This is a genomic window from Spirosoma endophyticum, from assembly GCF_900112365.1.
GTDB lineage: Bacteria > Bacteroidota > Bacteroidia > Cytophagales > Spirosomataceae > Spirosoma > Spirosoma endophyticum.
Genome location: NZ_FOLQ01000012.1, coordinates 30,680 through 50,681, shown reverse-complemented (window position 1 = coordinate 50,681; position 20,002 = coordinate 30,680). Strand labels below are relative to the sequence as shown.

Sequence of the window (20,002 nt, the reverse complement as noted above, 5' to 3'; positions counted from 1 at the left end):
ACTCTTCAGCCTGTTTTTATACGACCTGGTGGCTACTAAACGAATTTCCTATATTATTACTAAAGTAGCCTCATTACTCAGTATTGGTGTCTTGTTTAGCGTATTTCCCGACTCCCATAGCGATGTTCGATTGGTTGGGCTCATTAGTTTATGTGTTGCCCTAACTCATTGCATCCTGATTTATCAATCGAGTGAGTTTGAGGCCTTCTATCTGCGTTTTGCTCGTAACTTTCCCTATCATCGGTGGCAGTTGTACGCTCAACAAGTAGCCTTACTCAGTGTGCTATTGTTACCTGAGGGCGTATGGTTGATGGTGGCCGGAGGGTTAAAACGAGGTTTTACTGGGGCATTAATGATAGTCAGTATTTCGCTCTTATTCCGTACGCTTCTCTACCGATTGGGCCAGCGGATGGACACTTATTTACGAATTGTATTCGGCCTGTTCACTTTTTTTCTGGTATTGATCTTGTTCAGTGGCACCGAGGTGCTTATCATAGGAAGTGGCGTGGGGGCTTGGATGCTGTTGTCTGGCTATCAAAATCCACCGGTAGCATAGTTCCTTGGCTCAGTCTAGGTTGTTTGCCCTAATTCGTAGCCGCCTGGTGAATAGCACCACGCAGGCTACGAATTGAGCCTCGGTGGCTGACAACTGGACAGCTATTAATACCAGGGTTTCCTAAGACAGTGCTTTTTTACTAGTTGTCAACTTCTGTACGTAGATACGGTAAACTTAAGGATATAGAGGGCAAATTACCCCCTTATTTTGTCGTAATAGAACTCCCTCCAGTACGCCAAAGACTCCTAGATTTACGCTGGTTAACAAAAAAATGCACGACCTCTACACCGCAGTATGCAAAAACTAATTCTTCTTGACCTGTTAGCCCAAAACCAGACGACTTGTTCATTTGCCTTCGATCAGATTACCCCCCAAAATGCCCCGCTTAGACTCAATCCAGATACAGCTTCGATTGGCTTTATCTATCGGCACAAGGGCGAAATGATGAATCTGTTTGGCTTGTTTTTTGGTCTTCCTGTAGAGGTGCAAAATACGACCATGGGTCACACCGATACGGGTCAAGGGCAGGATACCGAACTTAGTAAGCGATTGGTCGAAGAAGGGTATCACCTGTTTGAAGCCTATATTGAGACGACTGCTGAGGATGCCTGGCAGGATTCAATTGAAACGCCTTTCTTCGGAACAGTCTCCCGAACCAGACTGTTGGGTCATGTGCTGTTTCACACGGCACATCATGCGGGGCAGATCTCTTTAACCTTACGTAGAGGCCAGAAATTTGACTAAGGCTTGTCGAAGGGGAGTGAGCTGTGTGCGACTGGCAGGAGTTGACCGATCGTAAACCATCCGTGTTTGATACCCTCCGAGTATAGCCGCAAATACAGGTACGGCTCTTCGTCTCATGTGGGAGCCTTTCATGAGAATTCTCTAAGAGAAGAGGTATGATTCCATAAACCAATTAATTTCACCTCAATAGGTTCGTTAATTAGTAGTCTAAGCTTTTTGAAGGAAATAACTAGAAATGTAGATGAATAGGCGTCCAACTACCTAACTATGGGCATTGGCCCTAGACCGCTCGCATATAGCAATGGTTGGTGCGCAGATAAATGTTCAAGCCGGATCCTGGTGACTGTCCATGGAATACGAATTAAATGGACCATGTTTTCACAACCGCTTGCTTTCCTCTTCCGAACTTGTTTTGCGCTGACGTGCCCCTTTAACCTGGGTGCTCCCAAAACTATAGGTGAAATTAACGCGCACCTGGCGACTTTCATAACCGCCACTCGCCTCAATGTACAGGCCGCCGAACTGACTAACACCCCGCCATTGCTGACTGTTAAACGGATCGGATACGGTGAGGATTAAGCTACCGCGTTCGGCAAGTACTTTGCGCTGCAGACCAATCGTACTACCCCAGTAGCGTCTGTTCAAATAGGTGCCCCCCCAAACCGATGGAGATGTATAAAAAGCTGAGACTTCCAGCCGCCATCCGTGTGAGAAGGTTAAGGTATGCTGCATATACAAACTAACTACGTTGGCCGTTAAGCCAATCTGTTTGCCATCGCCAAAATTGGCCCGGTTCGCCGAACGGTAAGCACTGGCATTGGCAAATCCACTCCACCATTTGGCAATGGTGAATGGGTAACTGAAGCTGAGCGAAATGACCTGCTGACTGGCCAGATTGCGCGTAGTCATAAAGCTGCGGTTGCCTTCGGTGGTGTCGGAAATCTGGACAAAAAAATCCTGCGTATCACTGAAGCTGAGCGAGGTAGTTAGTTTCTGCGCGTAGGTGTGGGAAAGCTGAACGGTATTGGTGTACTGCGGACGAAGAAACGCGTTCCCTTTCTGGTAGGTCAGCTCATCCAGTTTCGACTCAAACGGGTTAAGACTTTGGTAGGTAGGTCGGTCAATACGGCGGCTGTAGGTCAGCGACATTGAGTTTTTGGCACTGTATTTATACGTTAGCCCAGCGCTGGGAAAGGCGTTGACATACTGCCGAACCACATGGGCGTCGGCCTGCTGCTGAAAGCTGACTAACTGCCCATCGGATTGGGTGCGCTCCAGCCGCAGGCCAGCCTGTCCCTGCCACTTCTTCCCCCAGCTTTTCTCCAGCGATACGTAGGCAGCCTGGATGGTCTCGGTGTAGGTAAACTGGTTGGTGCGGTTCACATTAATCCGGTTAATGCCCTGCAATACGTCGAAAAAGGTAAAGTGATTGTCGGTCTGAACGCTCGATAATTTAAAGCCAGCGTTCAGTTTTCCACCCCAAAATCGTTGGCTATAATCTGCCTTAAAGGTTCTGAGCGTAATATCGGTTCGCGTTTCCATCCGGTAGGTTCGCTCGGATAATACCTCACCCGTTGTGGGCTGGACGTAACGATTCGGTTGCGTAGTATTGCCACCCGTCTGAAACCGGCCTAGATCGGCATCAAGGCTCAGTTCGTGCCCAGACGTATCGACAAACCGATAATTGACATTCGCGTTTCCATTTGCCCGGCTACTTATACTCTGATTATCAGCCAGTAGTAAACTGTCCGGGCCTTTAGTCAGCGTACCAATGGGCGTGCGTCCCTGAGTCAGATAATCCCCTCCATTTATTGTTCCATCCAGCAGCAAACCCAAGGTACTGCGTGAACTTAGCAGCCAGTCGGCGCCCAACCGCGCTGTGTGCGTCACTGTACGCGCCGTGGTTTCGCTTTTCTGATCGAAATATTGGCCATTTTGTTGGCGGTATAGGCTCAAAAAAGAACGATCGCGCGCATTTCGCTCGCTATAGTTTGCAAACAAAGCCAGCTTGGCCGTTCGATGGTTTAGCGAAAGGGATCCATTATATTTTGGATAATAGGCACCCAGGGCAAACCCAAGCGTACCAGTTCCGTTCGTACCACGCGTGTTGGCACTCAAAGACGGTCTTTTTTTGAGTCGGATGTTCAAGATCCCGGCGTTACCTTGTGCATCGAAACGGGCGGAAGGCTGGGTAATGATCTCAATAGCATCGATATCCGTGGCCTGCAACGAGCGTAAGTACGCGATCAGATCGGCCGGACCCAACGGAGAGGGCTTGCCATCAATAAAAATACGAACGCCATTCTTACCCTGTAGGACAATATTGTCGGATGGGTCAACCTGTACGCCAGGCGCTTTATGAATGAGTTCTAACGCCGAACTGCCTGCCGCCGTCAAGCTACCCTCGACGTTAAGAACGATTTTATCCGGTTGTACATCAATCAGGGGGCGAGTCGCCTTTACCTTTACCTCGTTTAGCGAATGAGACGCTTCCGTCAGTACGGCTGGCGGCAATAAACTCGTTTGGTCAAGTGCTAGTATCGTTGCGTCGGAGATCCAGTTGTTGTAGCCAACGCCGGTCAGATGGACTTTATAGGAGGCTGCTGGCAGGTTCGTAAATTGGAACATGCCTGCCTGGTCGGCCACGGTGGCTTTGATGAGTGAAGAATCCGCGGCCGAATGAAGCGTTGCTGTGACAAACGGAACCGGTTGTCCGGCAGCGTTCACCGCCGTTCCACGAATTAGGGCTTTTTGGGCCATGGCCGTACCGATGCTCAACAGCCAGCAAATGCTTATAATTCTGATCATGGACTTGAATGGTTGATGGTTAAAAGTAGCAGGAGCCTACATCGGGTCGGAGCCCTAATCGGTGAAGCGTCGAATCCATCGCCCAACGGCTAGGCATAGCATTCATCGACGCATTTGACCTTTCGTCGGAAAAGGGCGGGAGGTAATCTGGTATGTACATATATTTAGGGGTATGAATTGGTATCGAATCACCCACCTGGGAATTACCTATCGTCAGATCGTCCTGGTAGCGGTCTTGTACGGCGTCTCCATTTTACTCTACGACGGCGCCATTACTATTAGCGGACGCATATGGTCGAAACAAAGTGCGCTGGCTGATTTCATTACCGGTGTCCCCCGCATCCTGGTCGATTATGGCGTCAAGCTTACGTTCACCATTCCAATCTGGTACTTGTTGTTTGTGCGACTACGACGATGGCCGCTCATCAAACGCGTTAGTTTACACTTTGTGCTGTTACCATTGTTCGTGGTGATTTGGCAAGGGATATGTTACGCTATATCGGACACGTTGAAGATTGGCCGCCTGCGTGGCGATGCTCAAATCTGGGATACGTACATCAGCGCACTATTTTACCTAGTGCAGTTCGGTGTTTTTCACGCGTATGCCTATCACCGGGATCTGCAGCGCCAGTACATGCTGGAAGCGGAACTGCGTCAGTTAGCGCTCCAAAGCGAACTGTCGGCGTTGAAGGCCCAGCTAAATCCGCATTTTCTTTACAATGTCTTTAATACGATCAGTGCCTCGGTGCCTCCCACGCAGGAACGCACCCGGGAATTGCTGGCCGAGCTGGCCGATTTGTTTCGGTACCAATTACAGGCCAGTCGGCGGGATTTAGTGCCCGTACGGGATGAATTGGCGTTTGTGCGCAAATACCTTCACCTGGAAAAAGCGCGTTTCGGGAAGCGATTACAAGTTACGGTTCAGGTCGGAGCGGGGGTATTAGATTATCTGATGCCCCCCATGTTGCTGCAGCCACTGGTCGAAAATTCGGTTCGTCACGGTATTGCTCCGCTCATCGAAGGCGGGGAAGTCTGCATTCGAATTGAGCGTCGGCAGGAGCATCTTCATCTGGAAGTGTTAGATACGGGCGTGGGCATGAGCGGATCGGAAGCGAATAGTCAGGGCGTTGGGCTAGCCAATACCCGAATGCGGCTTTTCAAAACCTACGGGAGCACGTTGCAGCTAACGGTTAATCAACCGCGTGGCGTCCAGATTGCGTTTGACATTCCCCTCATTGAACCACCTAGCGCCGAGTGTCCAAGGGAAGGTAGATCGGTACTACTAACCACCTAAGGCCGATGCAGAAAGTGATCCTTATTGATGATGAAGCCGCAGGCCGTACGCTGATCCGGGAGTATTTGGAGCTATACCCGAATCTAATCGTGGTGGGTGAAGCCAACAATGGGGTGGACGCGGTACAGCTTATCAATGAGTTCCGACCGGATCTGATCTTTCTTGACGTCCAAATGCCGGGTCTGTCGGGTTTCGACGTGCTCAAATACCTGGATGAGATTCCTCAGATTATCTTCTCAACGGCCTACGATCAGTATGCCTTGCAGGCCTTTGAGGTGCACGCGGTGGATTATTTGCTCAAGCCCTACACCCGGGCGCGTTTTGCGCAGGCCATCCTGCGCGTAACGAACTCCCGGATGGGAAACCTGCAGAAGCTTCAACCCCTAGCGGAAAGTTTACTGACAACGGCTACCTTCCCCGAAAAAATCCTGGTACAGACTGGTAACCGGCTCATCACGGTAGCCGTATCGAGTATTTTACGCATCGAAGCGGAAGGCGACTATGCCACCCTGGTGACGACGACTGGCCGCCATTTAAGCAATTACGGGATTAGTGCTCTAGAGACGCGGCTGAACCCCCAGCAGTTTCTACGGGTCCATCGGTCCGACATGATTAACCTTCATTACGTTCAGGAAATTCAGAAGTACCCCTCCAGTTACGACGTGATTATGCAAAACGGGGATGTGGTACGGGTAAGTCGGTCCTACATGGATAAGATCAAAGGATTAACGTATTAAATGCTATTAAATACAGTCGATGCCATGCCTATAAAATTGGTTTGCTTCTTGCTTTTGGCGGCCACCACATGCGGTGGTCAATCGATACATGCCGGTATTGGCCGTTTCAAAATTGGTAAAACTCCGTCAACCATCCTCTACGATTTATTAAGCGAATCCAGTGACAGCCTACATAAAATTATCAGCTTGAGACAAGTCCAGTCGGGTGATTTTACGGTTTATGAGCTACTCAAAGACAACGAATCGCTGACCAGCTCTGACCCGTATGGCACGTACTGTCCAGTGGCTAAGATCCTATTGCTCAATAAGTATCTGCTGGATAATATCTCATTGACTAACGTAGTATTGTCTTTCTACAACAACGTGCTGGTTAGTTTCCAGTGCGATTACTCAGCCGCTCTAGAACGGGCTTTAATGGGAAAATATGGTCAGCCATTTACTAATAGCCAATCGAACAATAGTAACTGCGATAGCCAACTGGATGTGGTTCGTACAATGGAGTGGAGCAGCGGCTCGTTGCTAGCTACTATTACTTACCGAATCGCTTATGACCCAGCCTGTTCAAAGCAGACAACTGGCCAGTTCCGAGTCTGGGATACTGAATTAGTCAAACAACTTATGGCCTGTAGCGATTCCGAGCAGCTTAAACGGATCAACCAGGTAAAGCCCCGCTAGACCCATTTTTGGACGGATTTATGAAGTCATTCTGTTGGAAAATTTTAGGGAGATTTTAGCCTGTGGTAACTCGACCGGTCCGCCGGCGCGGTTAAATTCATCCGGGGCCGCCCATGCGGTCGTACTTCTGGTTTTCATGCCGGTCCGCCGGGCGGTTCAATAAGTTAGACCATGCTTAACTTAATGTCTAGTCAAAAATATAATTTACAATTTCACGGGAGAGATAATTTAGACAAGCGAGCAAATTGTTGTACTGTAGACCACGAAAATAGCTCAGAAAATGCCCGAATTATAGATACTCCCCCATCTCATTTTGGAGCGTTTAATGATATAGTGAGTCTACTCGCTTACTGCCCCTAGTTTTTGCAGGAGTTGGACTATTTCAGCGATTGACAAAGCTGACGATAAGCGGGCGCCTACAAAGCCGTCGGGTCTTACCAGTAACGCATCCCCAGTAATGGTCGAGGTCAGCGTCTGCCAACTGTGCATTTCTTGTTCATCGGCAAAGCTATAGACCGGCAAAAGTAGGCCCGTCTCACGCGTGCATTGCGCGGTGATTGCGTCCCAGGTGCTCAAGGGGCCGCTGACCACCAGAATAAACCGGCCCTGTATCCAGTCCAAAGTCGATTGCTGCTTGGTCTCGTCCAACCATTGATGCGGTAGCCGGGTGCCCGGCTGACCCGTAAAGTAAGGTACGTCTTGATCAGCAACTGGCTTCCCGCTAATAGCCTCACTGGTATAAACGTAATTAGGCAAGCCAAGCAGGTTTGCCACTTGGCCTACCATCTTCTGCTCATCGACGAGGCCGTCAGGGGCGGCCATCTCACCTGACAACCGGGCATAGAAGGCCCCAACCGACTGTCGCTCAGTTTGATAAGTGGTTAAGAGTCGCTTATCCCCCCCATCCAGCAGGACGGCCCTTAGCTTCCAGGCCAGGTTGTGCACATCCTGTACCCCCGCATTGGCACCCTTGCCGGCGTAGGGGGTCATCGTATGGGCAGCATCGCCAGCCAGGAAAATGCGTCCGAATTGCATTTCCTCCGCCACGCGTACCGCTAAAGGCCAGGGCAGCACGCTCAAAATGCGAATGGATAGATCCGGTAAGCCAATCAGCCGCTTCAGTAGGGCAACAAGTCTTGCTTCGGGATAATGGCTTACCCCTTCGCCTAGTTCAGGATGAAACTTTGAGTGAAAAGCCCATCGGGTACTATTGTTAATCGATAATAAAAAGCCGGTTATCTCGGGCTCTCGTACCAGAAATTGACTGAATTCTCTACCCTTCACCAAGTCGGCCAGATCGGCCTCAAAGTAGATGTTGAGGAAGTTGGCGATCGTGCCAGCCCCTGTAAGGGAGGCATGAAGTGTCGTCCTAACCAGACTGTTTGCGCCATCAGCGGCAACCAGATAGTCGGCAACTACGGGCAAGTCCTGGTCATTCTCTCGGTTACGGATCACCGCCAGTACATGCTGATCCGTTTGGGTAAAGCGGATCAGCTCATGATTAAACCGTAGATCACCCCCTCGCTGAATGGCAGTCTCAAACAAGACCGCCTCACTAATGTCCTGAGTACAGCGGCAGATGGATTCAGGCGAACCTGCCGCCCAAGGCTGCAGCTGAGCTAGCCCACCCAGCCCGCCCGGGGGCGCTTTTGCGGCTGAGGCCCGGTTATTTAAGGCATCGACTAAAGTGGTCCCCTGTAAAATACCCCAGGCTTGAGCCATCGCTTTTCCCGCATCGCGCAGCGTATGGCTCAAGCCCAACTCCCGAAACAGTTCCATGGCCCTGACATCGATGGTGCGTGATTTGGGCTGAATGGCCGTGGTGCGATGCCGCTCGACCAACAGAAAGGGAATACCTTGTTGTTGCAAAAATAAAGCCGCTGAAAGGCCAGTAATACCTCCACCGATCACTAAAACGGGAATTCGGATGGCGTTCAAATCGTTCCTCAAGTCAACCATGTTGTTCCAGGGTAGTTTACTTGTTTTGGGCAAATGTAGCGGCGGATGAGCGGTTGGCTGGTGCATAAAACGGAGTAAAACCTACCCGATCGGGAAAAACGTAACGGCGAAAAGTTTACTATGAATCAACTTAAGCAACTCCCTATTGACTCCCTGTATCAGTATGAGCCAGGGTCTGAGCAGTTACTGGCTCCCTGCTTTGGCCAAAGGAGAGGTGAAGTTCGTCTTTTTAGGGGCGAGCAGTTTACCGTGATTGATACGCGCTTCCTGGCCCAACCCGGATCTGCCCGTTGGAGTCATTACAATCAGCGCCCATTGGTCGAGCTGAACTTTGTACTAGGGGGCTATCTGGCGCAAACTCACTCGGGCTTACTTCAGCGGCAGGCCTACGTCACCGGTTATCATAACTGCTTGTTCAATCCCGACTCGATGGAAGAGAATGAATTAGCCTGTGATAAAGCCTTTCAGATGCTGAGCATCCAACTCGAACCCGGTGAAATGATGCGCTTATTAATGGCCTACGCGCCAGAGCTGGAAACAGTAGCGCACAAGCTGGCCAAACGCACCCCGTTTGTCTGCCAATCGCCCATCCTTGACTTGCCCGAGCCCATTAAGTACGCATTAAGAACGATATGGCAAAGTCCCTCTAGTCCAGGGCTGAAGCAGTTGCACTTTGATTCGGTTATTTTGCGGCTGCTTGGTTACCAGTTTGCCCAACTGTTGGGAACTGAACAAGCGCTGGCCCCAGCGGTTTTAAGGCGGCGTGAAACAGACAAACTTTATTACGCCCGGGATCTATTACTGGAACAGTTAAGTGCCCCGCCCCGGCTTTCGGAGCTAGCCAAGGCTTGTGAGCTGAATGAATTTAGCCTGAAAAAGGGCTTCAAAGAACTATTTGGGACCCCTGTTTTTGGCTTTGTTTTGCAACAGCGGATGGCGGCCGCTCGTATAGCGCTTACGAGTGGGGAGAAAAACATCAGTGAACTTGCGTATGAGCTGGGTTACGCACACCCCCAACATTTTACCCGGGTCTTCAAAAAGTACACCGGTGTCACGCCTAAAACATTAAAAAAGAGCTAAAAGCGGTCAATCAGCCTGCCTCATAAAATGCCCGATTTTTAAAGCAGATACATGAAAACTTCCGTCGTCTCACCTGGAGGGTTTATATAGTTTAAGTCAATAAACATCTGCTGGTTAACAGGCTAACGATTTTTCGCACTTTACTTCCCAAAGTACGAAAGCTATGTAACTAGGCTAGATAAAGTTGGTTGAATTTAATCCAGCCCTAATGCTAAATATGGCCTTAATTCGTTACAATATCCAACTGAACATGCACTATGAATCGCTCCTTGTTCTGGCTGGCATTACTGATCGTAGCGGCTCCCACTTGTTTCGCCCAACGGGTAATTTACTCGAGCCAACTGATTTCCCAATCCTACCAGGGACCTGCCATCAAGAAAATTCGTCCCCCTGGACGATTTTCCTCAACCCTTACCGTCAAGTATACCGATGGCCGCAAACAGGTTGTTCCCAGGGACAGCATCTGGGGCTATGAAGACGCGCGCGGTCGGTTGTATCGCTATTACAAGCATGAGTTCTACCGAGTAACGGCAGTCAGCGACTTGGTTCGCTATGTCGTCACTCGCTCGAATGGCCGGGGGGTAGTCAATACCCGTTATTTCAGTCGAGACTTCGACAGTGCGCTGTATTGGGGTAAGGCCAAGGCTCGCCGTGATTCGAGCCAAGCTCATTAATGGCTATCCCACGAAAACCCATTCACTTGGGGTGTTCTTCTTTCGAAGTCTGTTTCGGGCTCGTTTGGCCTTACTAACCTTCTTTAAACGTACTGTTTCAACAAACGCCCCATTTAAGAAGCATATTCATGAATGTTGCTTCGGAGCGATTAATTGAATTCACAAACTTCGACCTTTGCTGACCTGCCTTTTTTGTGCCAGCTAAAATGGTCGAATTCTATTTATTCCGCTATTTTACCATCGCTAGCGGCCAGCGGTTGGATTCGCTTTTACGTCTTAGCCAGTAAACCTTACTAAGCATGAAAACGATCCGAATTATTACCCGACTAATACTTCTACCTATTGGCCTCAACTGGCTGAGTGCGGGCTGTGGCACCCAAAAGGATGACCAAGTGAGGGCGGCCAATGACTGCCGCATTCAGCATTCAGCGAGCTCTTTTCACAGCCAAGGCAATGAGGGGACGATTCAACTCGATTACGCCTACGATGCTCAGGGGAAGCTGACCAACAAAACCAAGATTAGTCAGAGCAGCTCCTCGACGGTCGCTAGCGACAAAACGACCACTACCGACACCTATACCTACGATGCGGCTGGTTTTCTGACCCGTTCGGTGACGGACATCCAGCAGCAATACATGTTTGTCGGAAAGCCATCCGAGTATCACTACGTATCGACGAAAACCTATTCCTACACCAATGAGCGGTTGGCTGCCTACGCCCAGACAGATGTCACTTATGATTCCCATATCACCAGCGGTCCGCAGCCACAAACCAGTGTCATGACGACTTCGTACACCTATGATAGCTCGGGCCAGCTGATCAAGCAAACCAGCAGCAATGAGGAAAGTATTACCTATCAGAATGGGAAAGCCTTTACCCTGACCAGTGGCTATCTGTTCGAGCGACAAGATGGCCTGGTGGTCAAAGCGACTTTTCCTGGAACGGATAGTCGTGGAGCCGTCCGCACGCTGGTGCAGGTGAATGAGTACGATACGCACCGACGCTTAATGAAGCACCAGGAATACATCAATGATAGCCTGAGCACCTATTACACACAAGAATGGCAAACGGGCCAGCCGGCTGAATCAAGCCTACCCACTTTTAAAGGACATCCTACTGTGTTTTCGCTCTTCGGGGAGCCGGGTTTGTTGACGCGCTACCGGGCTTATTCGGTCAATAACCAACACCAAATCGTCCAGTATACTGAGCAAACATTCACGCATCAACTCAACGCAGCGGGCTACATTATAGGCACAAAACAGATCAGCCAAGCTTTAACCAACGGGCCGCAACAGCCTGATTTGAGTACGATTAGCTATACCTACACGGGTTGTCAATAAACACGTGGGGAAAAGCGGTCATCAGGTATGTGGGTACAAAAAACCAACCTAATTAGACGTTATAAAACGAACACTATCCTGAAACTGATCCATTCAGTAAGCAACTATAGAAACACTCATTCGTCTCAAGGAGGAGGGTTAGGTGAGACGGATGTAAGCATTTGGTTCCGAGCCGGTTTTCGTAGTACACTACATAGCAACCTGATCCTGCAATCGCTAGATCATTTATTCAACCGTAACCACTAGGATAAAAAGCTGACCAGATCCGTACACATAGAGTGGAATACGGATCTGGTCAGCTTTTAGTTAGCCTTTTCAGCAGCGTCCTCTGATCGGCATTCTACGGCTGGTCAAACTCCAACCGGTTGGGTATAACCGGCCAGTTATAGGGTTTTAGCTGCCGGGCACACCACACATCAAGGGCCGTAATGGCCACCACCTTGGCCAGCGAAAACCCGACCGCTTTCCGAGTGACCGGGTTGTGCTGATAGGTCAGGGCCAGGGCCACCATGTCCAGGGCATCACCGCCCACCCGCGCCCACAGCCAGGGGGCGGTGGGCTTATTCAGCAGCAGAATACCTAGCCTAGCTGCCAGTTCACGGGCCCTAAACGCCCGGATAAGATTCGGGTGGGAGGTCCCTAAAAACGTCGCTACAGGGCGGGGGGCCAATACTTCGACCAGGCCCAGGCCGATACTAAACCAGCCCAGGCCACGGGCTACCTTTTCTTCGTTCATCAACTTCGTTCGTTTACCATCCATCTGCTTATTCCTTGGCGGGGCTCACCCGTACGACAATCGATTTGGAGATGGGGGTGTGACTTTTCTCGGCCATCTCATCGATGGGAATCAGCACGTTGGTCTCCGGGTAATAAGCGGCCATACAGCCCCGGGGAATATCGTAAGGCACCACCAGGAACCGGTGGGCACTACGCGTCACCCCATTGTAGCGGCTGTGCAAATCCACGGCCTGCTTTTCGGCTAAGCCCCGCTGGGCCATGTCGTCAGGGTGCATGAAGACCACCCGCCGTTCTTTGTAGACCCCCCGGTAGCGGTCCTCGTTTTTGTAGACCGTCGTGTTGAACTGGTCGTGGCTGCGAATGCTCATTAGCAGCAGTTCATCCGGCTGCAGCTCATGATGGGTCGGGGCGTTGACCGTAAAGTGGGCTTTGCCGTCACTGGTTTTGCTGAAATCCCGCTTTCGGGGGCCATTGGGAATATAAAAACCGCCGGGCTGGCGAACTTTTTGATTATAGTCCTCAAAGCCTTCGACGGTCTGGGCAATCAGGTCTCGAATCCGGTCGTAATTCTCCGTCAGGCTTGCCCAGTCCACGGTCGATTTTTCCCCCAGCGTGGCCTGAGCCAGCCCGCACACAATGGCTACTTCGCTTTTCAGATGGGCAGAAACGGCCTCCACGACCCCGTGCGACTGAGCCACTACCCCCGTGGTACTTTCGCAGCTCACAAATTGCGGGCCCGAGGCCTGTACGTCCTGGTCGGTGCGACCCAGGCAGGGCAGGATCAAGGCCGCTTCCCCGTGAATCAGGTGGCTACGGTTGAGCTTGGTGGAGACGTGCACCGTTAGTTTACACTGGCGCAAGGCTTCACCCGTATAGTCCGTATCCGAGACGGCCATAGCAAAATTACCCCCCAGCCCAAAAAAGACCTTTGCCTTTCCATCGTGCATGGCTTTCACCGATTCGACCGCATCGTAGCCCTTCTCCTCCGGCACGCTAAACTGGAACACACGCTCCAGCGCTTCCCGCAACTCGGGTTTGACTTTCTCCCAGACACCCATCGTGCGGTCGCCCTGCACGTTACTGTGGCCGCGAATGGGACTGGTCCCGCCCCCTTTGATGCCGAAACTGCCCTTCAAGAGCAGCAGATTAACCAGTTCCTGAATGGTAACCACCCCGTTTTTATGCTGGGTCAGGCCCATTGCCCAGCAAATAACCAGCTTGGGGGTGTATTTAAATAAATCGACGGCCTCTTGGATCTGGGCCACGGTCAGCCCGCACTGAGCGGCTAGCTCGTTCAGCTCAAACTGGTCCAGGCTCTTCACGAACGCTTCATAACCTGAAGTATAGGTAGCAATGAACGCCTGGTCGAGCACTTGGCCCGGTGTTTTTTCTTCTTCTGCCAGTAGCAGCTTGCACATCGCTTTCAGCAGGGCCAGGTCCGAGTTAATGCGTAGCTGCAGAAATACGTCGGCTAGTTTGACGCCCCCCAACAGCATATCGCGCGGACTCTGGGGATATTTAAAGTTCAGTAGACCCGCTTCGTGGATGGGATTGACGGCAATGATTTTGCCGCCGTTACGTTTCATTTCTTCCAGGGGTGTCAGCATCCGGGGGGCCGTAGTGCCCGGATTCTGGCCCATAATCATCACTACGTCGGCTTTTTCGTAGTCCTCGTAGGTGACTGAGGCTTTTCCTAAACCCAGCGTATCCGTCAGCGCCACCGTAGTCGACTCGTGGCACATGTTGGAGCAGTCGGGCATGTTATTGGTGCCAAACATCTTCACAAAGAGCTGATAGACGAAGGCGGCTTCGTTGCTGGTGCGGCCCGAGGTGTAAAAGATGGCCTCATGGGGCGAGTCGAGCGCGTTAAGCTGGTCGGCAATCAGCCCAAAGGCGTCATGCCAATCGATGGGTATGTAGTGAGTGGCACCAGGCCGAAGCACCAGGGGCTGGGTCAATCTTCCTTGCTGGCCTAACCACAAATCGCTTTTTTTCGTTAGTTCAGCCACCGAGTAGCGCTGAAACAGCACCGGCGACGCTGTGTGTTTGGTCATTACTTCGTCGGCGACTGCTTTAGCTCCACTTTCGCAGTACTCGGCGATTGGCGAGCGCTGACCATCGGGGTCGGGCCAGGCGCAGGAGGGACAGTCGAAGCCATCTTTCTGGTTCAGATTGACCAGCGCTTTCCAGCCCCGGGCCAGGCCCGTCCCCTGCAAGGTATGCGCAAAGGAGTCCACAATGGCGGTCATCCCAGCCGCCGTAGTTTGGGGTTTCTCAATCGCCAACTCACTGGTCAGTTCTTCAGGAGGAGTATTTTGCTTCATGTCTTGCTAAACGGTTAAAATTACTCAATAGCCCTACCGCCCCCCTGACTAGGGGGGCAATAGGGCTATAAATACGCACGGGACGTTTCGATTAGTTTACGTCCTGAGGATTCTCGGCTGCACCATACATGTTTCGTCGAAACTGAGCCGAGGCCTGGTAGGTGGTATTGCGAGCCCGCTGAATGGCCCCCAGCGGCCGATGAGCCGAAAGGCCATGCCAGGGGCTGAAGAACATCTTATCTTCGACCACCGTCGTCTTCTGGTCGCCCCAGGCAGCCTGGGACGGAATCGTCAATTTGCCCACCGGCAGGTAAGGACTTTCGGCCTCGGGCCACTCTACCGAAGCATCTTCCACCGGCATCTTGTCAATATTTGTGCATAGCTGCACGCCAAATTCCCATTCTCCCCCCTGAGTGGCAAAAAAATCCTGCAACAGATGGCGCAATGCATTCTCATCGCTGTCAATGTCGATGGGTTGGTCTTTGAGCGAGGTCAGGTTCGGCGTGTTGGGGGTTAGCGAAAACTTGGCCATGTACAGCCCGTACAAAAAAGCGCCCTGCGAATAGTAGGTATCGCCCATCGGGTGGGTCGCCAGTTGGCCTCCCATGCCGGGCATCACACCCTCAACGGAACCCGTCACTTTTTCGACCACTTCGCCCACGGCCCGCAGCGTTTTGGAAATGCCTTCTTTGAGACCCTGGGCTTTATTGGTCAGTAAATCGAAGCGTTTTAGACCACTCAGGAAATCCTTTAACTGCTGGGGGAAGATGGGGCTGTTGACCAGAATAAAATCCTGAGTCGTCAGTTCATCGGCCCCGGGCAGGTGCTCGCCCTCCACACCGGCTACTTTGATGGAAATACCCCGGGGCGTCGAGACGCTGTCGGGCAACACATCCCCGGGCTGGGTGGAAATACGGGCCACGATGGAATAGGTGCCCCCTTTGGCAAAGAAGCCCTGAGCCAGGTAGGGTGGTAAATCATCATAAACTTGCAGTTCGCCTTTCAGAATGGCATGCCCCTTCGCGTGCACGCTCCGGATGGCATGGCCCTGGGCCTGAAAGGTTTTCTGTTGGATCTCGGCCATGGTGTCGATGATCTCTTGAATGGTTTGGGCCTCATCGAGCTCGGGCGCTTCATATAAGGGATCATAGCGCAGTGGGTTGAAATTAGCGGGCACTTGGGTCATGGGATACTAGTCAGTAGGTTTAAGAAAACTGATTTAGAACGAAGACGGGGAGTAAACTAAACTGGCAATAAAAAGCCTGTATACATACGCTTCCAACCGCCAATAAGATTCATATCCATCGAATAAATAGATAAACCTAAATCCATCCTGACTTCAATGCCTCGTACCCCCATGAGCTGCAAATGGTCTTTGCTGACCACGCACAATCAGGGGATGTTTTAAATTGGCCGGTTAACCCGACCAATTCATGGATCAACTTAACGTTGGAACGATTAGTGGCAAAACCTTACTATAAACTCGTTCGACTGAAATCTACCCTGACGGCCATTACGAATCATAATGTTTATAACTAGTGACGCAGTGAGAATTTATCGGCACCGCGACGGCATGCCGTACGATTCGGCACCGCGACCCAACGTTGGATTAGCGGCAGGCAGCTACTCAATTTTCAGCCGGAGTACTTCGTAAGGCCCTTTACGGGTGGACTTGCCACCATTGTTCTTGGCCATGTGCTGAATGTGCGAGGTCGTCAAGTACAAATACCCGTTGTAAATAGCATAGCTGTCCGGCCACATTAACCGGTTTTTGTCCGTCAGCAGCACTTGTTTGGTTGGTCTAAACGGAGCGGGCGATAATGCTCCCGGCACCCGGTAAAGCGTGTAGGCCTGATCATCGCCCAGGTATAAGTTCCCCTTATCATCGGTAATCATGCCATCCGTCGACGCGAGCCGGCCTAGATCCTCTACCTTAGCGGACAGTTCTTTAGGCGTCAACGCGGCGTTACGAAGGTGTTCGGTGTTGATCCGATACAGTTTATTGTCACTAAGGGGCTTATAATACAAATAGGCAAAATCGGGTGTAAGCGCCAGCCCATCTGACTGGAATCGGACGGGGCCTAAATTGTCACGCAATTCGCGACCGTCAATGATGAATGTATAGCTCGGATCAGCCTTTACCGATGGGGCATCCTTGAGTACTAGTCGCGCCTGACCGCTTTTGAGGTCAACTACTACAATACCCCCCAGTTTTGATTCGGTCAGGTAAGCCACCTCGTGGTTCGTGTCGACCCGAACATCATTGAGGTAACTGTTTGAGCCCACAATGCCTTTCATGGGAAAAACCTTCTCGACCTGATTGGTCGCCAGGTTAATACAAACCAGTCGATGCGCATCCCCCACAACACCATTTTGCTTAGGACTGGCCGCGTCAACGACCCATAACCGGTCTTTGGCATCCACGTGCACGGATTGGACGCAAATCCATTGATCAGGACTAACGGGCTGGCCTTCCCGCCAGGTGTTGTATGGCGCCGTCGGGTAGGGTTTTACGGAACCGTCTTTGCCTACTTCGGCAACGGCATACCGGTAGGTGTCCGTCCAATAGGGGTAATTCACAAACACCCGCCCCTGTTTGGAAACCGCCACACCGGTTATCTGATAGGTGTTATCCCCAAAGACGGGCTCCAGCCTGGGAGACTGGGCTAAAGCTAATTGACTTAGTAAGAGTAGTAAGAAACTAATTTTGTGTATCATTTTTCGGCAGAATAGGAGCGGCATAAATTGGCTATTGTCGGTGATTGATTAGGACTGCTCCACTTAACCAGTCTGGTGGCTTTTGGTTGCTAAAAACAAGGCAATGATCGTCAGGTGCCTACGTCAATTTCCCCGATTTCCATCCTTGCCTAAACATCCTTCACTATCCCTGGTTATTCAGCATTAAACCACAAATCAGTGTTGATGAAAAAACGCGCTACAATTCCATTAAATCGCTGGGTAGCTGGCACGTTTCTGCTGGCCGTCTTTAGTTTGTCCGCCTGTAACCAGAGCAAAAAATCGGAGGCTGGTGAAACATCCGATACGACCCAGACCTCGCTGGTGGGCGATAGCGCATCTGGTGGCCCGGGTGATCTGACTCCCAAAGGCGCTAAACCCGCCTGGGCACCCGATATCACCCCGTCAATGCAGGTTGTCATCGAAAAGCTGGGCAGCTATCAGGCCAAGCCCATTCCTCAGCTGTCGCCCAGAGAGGCCCGGATGAATCCTACGCCCACGATGGCGGTCATGGCGGTTATGAAAGACTACAATATCGCTATGCCGGAGCCCAAGGTAGATACGACCGGACAGGCAATTCCGGTGGGCGGTGGCCGGAGCATCCACGCCCGTATTTATACCCCCAAATCGGGCAGTGCCCCCTTTCCGGTCATTGTCTACTACCACGGTGGCGGTTGGGTGATCGCCGATATAGATACCTACAATGCCTCGGCACAGGGCATGGCCGAACAAGTGAGTGCGGTGGTTGTCTCGGTAGGCTATGACTTGGCTCCAGAACACAAATTTCCGACCCAGCATAACCAGGCGTTTGCCACCTATGAATGGGTGCTCAAAAATGCCGCGTCAATCAAAGGGAATGCGAATAAGGTGGCCCTCGTTGGCGAGAGTGCGGGCGGAAATCTAGCCGCGAATGTCAGCATCATGGCCCGCGATAAAAAGATAGCCATGCCCAAGCATCAGGTGCTAGTATATCCGATTGCCAACAACGATATGAGGAGCGAATCATACACCAAATACGCGGCTGCCAAACCACTCGATAAACCGATGATGGGCTATTTTGTGAAGCAGACGCTACCCAGCGAAGCGCAAAGTAATGATCCGCGCATTTCGTTGGTGAAAGCCAACTTAAAGGGGTTGCCTAGCACGACGCTGATTGCGGCCGAGTTGGACCCCTTGCAAAGCGAAGGGAAACTACTGGCCGATAAGCTGCAAGCGGCCGGTGTTTCGGTTACGTACAAGCTTTATACTGGGGTGACGCACGAGTTTTTCGGTATGGCGACTGTGCTCCCTGAAGCCAAAGATGCCCAGGCATTAGCGGCTGACGAACTAAAGAAAGCACTGAACTAATCGTCTCGTTACCAATTACCTGAATAACAAAACAGCCACCACGTATCTCGCATAGTGGCTGTTTTTATGGATTATGCGATCTTTACCAACAGATGGATCGACTAACGCTGGTAAACGATCTCACTGGTTTTCTGATCAACCCGCAAGCTGTCGATTTTAGTGTCTTCGACCAGCGGCCTGCCGCAGCGGTTGATTTTCTCGCAAGGCAATCACAAGAACGAGACAATCAGTGGTTTAGATTGGCTAATTTGAGGTGAAACCCTCTATCAGATTGCTGTAGAATCGACTCGTCAACCTCGTCGAAATTTCAAATTAGCCACTTTCTTCCGTCTCATTGAGGAGCGTTTGGTGAGAATATGTAAAATAAGGGTTGCTAAACAAATACGACCAGTACAGACTCGATTTTTTATGATTAATTAAGCCACTCCTTGATTCGTTGAGCGGTTGCCAGTGGCTCTTGGGAGGTGATATCAAGCGTCAATAATGGCTTTTGGCCTAATTCACCTTCCCGCGTATTCATCCGATAATTCGTCTCAAAGTAGAGTAGCGACGATTCCGACGAGGCAACATCTCGTTTTGAGGGCTTACAGGCTAACCGATGCGCATCTCGATTTCGCTTCAACCGTTCGGATAGATCGGCTTTTAGTTCGACATAGCTCACGGCGGCTCCTTGCTGACGAAACACGTCAGCCACTGTGTCTATGTAGTCTGTATCCGCTGGTTCGTTTAAATCCCAGACATAGGTAAAGATCAAGCCATCCAGATCACTGGTAGCTATTTCCTCAAAGAACGCAAAACGAATCCGCCGATCCAGTCGCTCGAAAGCGGGGGTGCCAAAGTCAAAAAACTGATGGACCAGATCTAAAGACATATGATTGTGAAATAACCGTAACGTCGTTATTTTTTCTAGTTCCTGGCCAACCGTCATTTTGCCCACGGCGGGTGGTCCGAAGAGAATGACTAGTTTCATAGCAAGTCAATGATGCATAT

General features: G+C 51.1%; 16 protein-coding genes. 9 read left to right on the top strand and 7 right to left on the bottom strand.

Going from position 1 to position 20,002, the window contains the following annotated elements:
- Both BM202_RS24240 and BM202_RS24235 read left to right on the top strand, forming a co-directional pair.
- The coding region (locus BM202_RS24240) for a hypothetical protein (protein WP_218160597.1) at positions 1 to 556 on the top strand (556 nt) is incomplete at its 5' end.
- Between the two features lie 294 nt (positions 557 to 850).
- Complete coding sequence (locus BM202_RS24235) at positions 851 to 1,300, top strand: DinB family protein (RefSeq protein WP_093831015.1); 450 nt, start codon at positions 851 to 853, stop codon at positions 1,298 to 1,300.
- Between the two features lie 378 nt (positions 1,301 to 1,678).
- On the opposite strand, the gene BM202_RS24230 is transcribed toward BM202_RS24235, so the two are convergent.
- The gene (locus tag BM202_RS24230; protein ID WP_093831013.1) at positions 1,679 to 4,108 is read right to left on the bottom strand and encodes an outer membrane beta-barrel family protein; all 2,430 of its coding nucleotides are present in this window, start codon (positions 4,106 to 4,108) and stop codon (positions 1,679 to 1,681) included.
- A 172-nt stretch (positions 4,109 to 4,280) separates the two neighbouring features.
- Between BM202_RS24230 and BM202_RS24225 the strand changes: the two genes are divergently transcribed.
- From BM202_RS24225 to BM202_RS24215, 3 genes are read left to right on the top strand one after another with little or no spacing between them, the layout of a single operon-like run.
- Entirely contained in the window at positions 4,281 to 5,402 is a 1,122-nt protein-coding gene (locus tag BM202_RS24225) for a sensor histidine kinase (RefSeq protein ID WP_093831011.1), read from the top strand.
- A gap of 5 nt (positions 5,403 to 5,407) precedes the next feature.
- Positions 5,408 to 6,139, top strand: a complete 732-nt coding sequence (locus tag BM202_RS24220; protein WP_093831009.1) for a LytR/AlgR family response regulator transcription factor — start codon at positions 5,408 to 5,410, stop codon at positions 6,137 to 6,139.
- On the top strand, positions 6,140 to 6,814 hold the full coding sequence (locus BM202_RS24215) for a hypothetical protein (RefSeq protein WP_093831007.1): 675 nt from the start codon (positions 6,140 to 6,142) through the stop codon (positions 6,812 to 6,814).
- Between the two features lie 339 nt (positions 6,815 to 7,153).
- Here BM202_RS24215 and BM202_RS24210 read toward each other — a convergent pair whose 3' ends face one another.
- On the bottom strand, positions 7,154 to 8,773 hold the full coding sequence (locus BM202_RS24210; RefSeq protein ID WP_177236670.1) for an FAD-dependent oxidoreductase: 1,620 nt from the start codon (positions 8,771 to 8,773) through the stop codon (positions 7,154 to 7,156).
- A 120-nt stretch (positions 8,774 to 8,893) separates the two neighbouring features.
- Between BM202_RS24210 and BM202_RS24205 the strand changes: the two genes are divergently transcribed.
- The 3 genes from BM202_RS24205 (at position 8,894) to BM202_RS24195 (ending at position 11,867) form a co-directional block, all read left to right on the top strand.
- The gene (locus BM202_RS24205; RefSeq protein ID WP_093831003.1) at positions 8,894 to 9,853 is read left to right on the top strand and encodes an AraC family transcriptional regulator; all 960 of its coding nucleotides are present in this window, start codon (positions 8,894 to 8,896) and stop codon (positions 9,851 to 9,853) included.
- Positions 9,854 to 10,110: 257 nt separating this feature from the next.
- Positions 10,111 to 10,527 carry a hypothetical protein gene (locus BM202_RS24200; protein WP_093831001.1) on the top strand — a complete coding sequence of 139 codons (417 nt, stop codon included), beginning with the start codon at positions 10,111 to 10,113 and terminating at the stop codon, positions 10,525 to 10,527.
- 299 nt (positions 10,528 to 10,826) lie between these two features.
- Positions 10,827 to 11,867, top strand: coding sequence for a hypothetical protein (locus BM202_RS24195; protein ID WP_093830999.1), 1,041 nt, complete (start codon positions 10,827 to 10,829; stop codon positions 11,865 to 11,867).
- A gap of 340 nt (positions 11,868 to 12,207) precedes the next feature.
- On the opposite strand, the gene BM202_RS24190 is transcribed toward BM202_RS24195, so the two are convergent.
- The 4 genes from BM202_RS24190 to BM202_RS24175 all read right to left on the bottom strand — a co-directional run bounded on the left by BM202_RS24190 (position 12,208) and on the right by BM202_RS24175 (position 17,647).
- The gene (locus BM202_RS24190) at positions 12,208 to 12,603 is read right to left on the bottom strand and encodes a hypothetical protein (RefSeq protein WP_093831248.1); all 396 of its coding nucleotides are present in this window, start codon (positions 12,601 to 12,603) and stop codon (positions 12,208 to 12,210) included.
- 28 nt (positions 12,604 to 12,631) lie between these two features.
- On the bottom strand, positions 12,632 to 14,929 hold the full coding sequence (locus BM202_RS24185) for an FdhF/YdeP family oxidoreductase (protein WP_093830997.1): 2,298 nt from the start codon (positions 14,927 to 14,929) through the stop codon (positions 12,632 to 12,634).
- Between the two features lie 91 nt (positions 14,930 to 15,020).
- Entirely contained in the window at positions 15,021 to 16,115 is a 1,095-nt protein-coding gene (locus tag BM202_RS24180) for a catalase family protein (RefSeq protein WP_093830995.1), read from the bottom strand.
- Between the two features lie 437 nt (positions 16,116 to 16,552).
- Complete coding sequence (locus BM202_RS24175; RefSeq protein WP_093830993.1) at positions 16,553 to 17,647, bottom strand: L-dopachrome tautomerase-related protein; 1,095 nt, start codon at positions 17,645 to 17,647, stop codon at positions 16,553 to 16,555.
- Positions 17,648 to 17,851: 204 nt separating this feature from the next.
- Between BM202_RS24175 and BM202_RS24170 the strand changes: the two genes are divergently transcribed.
- Positions 17,852 to 19,012: an alpha/beta hydrolase gene (locus BM202_RS24170; protein WP_093830991.1), complete on the top strand. Its 1,161-nt coding sequence runs from the start codon at positions 17,852 to 17,854 to the stop codon at positions 19,010 to 19,012.
- Positions 19,013 to 19,424: 412 nt separating this feature from the next.
- On the opposite strand, the gene BM202_RS24165 is transcribed toward BM202_RS24170, so the two are convergent.
- A complete protein-coding gene (locus BM202_RS24165) occupies positions 19,425 to 19,982 on the bottom strand; it encodes an AAA family ATPase (protein ID WP_093830989.1) in 558 nt (185 codons plus the stop codon).
- Positions 19,983 to 20,002: the final 20 nt, after the last annotated feature.

Coding starts and splice junctions, on each gene's coding strand:
- BM202_RS24235 (WP_093831015.1), top strand. CDS start 851: ATGCAAAAACTAATTCTTCTTGACCTGTTAGCCCAAAACCAGACGACT.
- BM202_RS24230 (WP_093831013.1), bottom strand. CDS start 4,108: ATGATCAGAATTATAAGCATTTGCTGGCTGTTGAGCATCGGTACGGCC.
- BM202_RS24225 (WP_093831011.1), top strand. CDS start 4,281: ATGAATTGGTATCGAATCACCCACCTGGGAATTACCTATCGTCAGATC.
- BM202_RS24220 (WP_093831009.1), top strand. CDS start 5,408: ATGCAGAAAGTGATCCTTATTGATGATGAAGCCGCAGGCCGTACGCTG.
- BM202_RS24215 (WP_093831007.1), top strand. CDS start 6,140: ATGCTATTAAATACAGTCGATGCCATGCCTATAAAATTGGTTTGCTTC.
- BM202_RS24210 (WP_177236670.1), bottom strand. CDS start 8,773: ATGGTTGACTTGAGGAACGATTTGAACGCCATCCGAATTCCCGTTTTA.
- BM202_RS24205 (WP_093831003.1), top strand. CDS start 8,894: ATGAATCAACTTAAGCAACTCCCTATTGACTCCCTGTATCAGTATGAG.
- BM202_RS24200 (WP_093831001.1), top strand. CDS start 10,111: ATGAATCGCTCCTTGTTCTGGCTGGCATTACTGATCGTAGCGGCTCCC.
- BM202_RS24195 (WP_093830999.1), top strand. CDS start 10,827: ATGAAAACGATCCGAATTATTACCCGACTAATACTTCTACCTATTGGC.
- BM202_RS24190 (WP_093831248.1), bottom strand. CDS start 12,603: ATGAACGAAGAAAAGGTAGCCCGTGGCCTGGGCTGGTTTAGTATCGGC.
- BM202_RS24185 (WP_093830997.1), bottom strand. CDS start 14,929: ATGAAGCAAAATACTCCTCCTGAAGAACTGACCAGTGAGTTGGCGATT.
- BM202_RS24180 (WP_093830995.1), bottom strand. CDS start 16,115: ATGACCCAAGTGCCCGCTAATTTCAACCCACTGCGCTATGATCCCTTA.
- BM202_RS24175 (WP_093830993.1), bottom strand. CDS start 17,647: ATGATACACAAAATTAGTTTCTTACTACTCTTACTAAGTCAATTAGCT.
- BM202_RS24170 (WP_093830991.1), top strand. CDS start 17,852: ATGAAAAAACGCGCTACAATTCCATTAAATCGCTGGGTAGCTGGCACG.
- BM202_RS24165 (WP_093830989.1), bottom strand. CDS start 19,982: ATGAAACTAGTCATTCTCTTCGGACCACCCGCCGTGGGCAAAATGACG.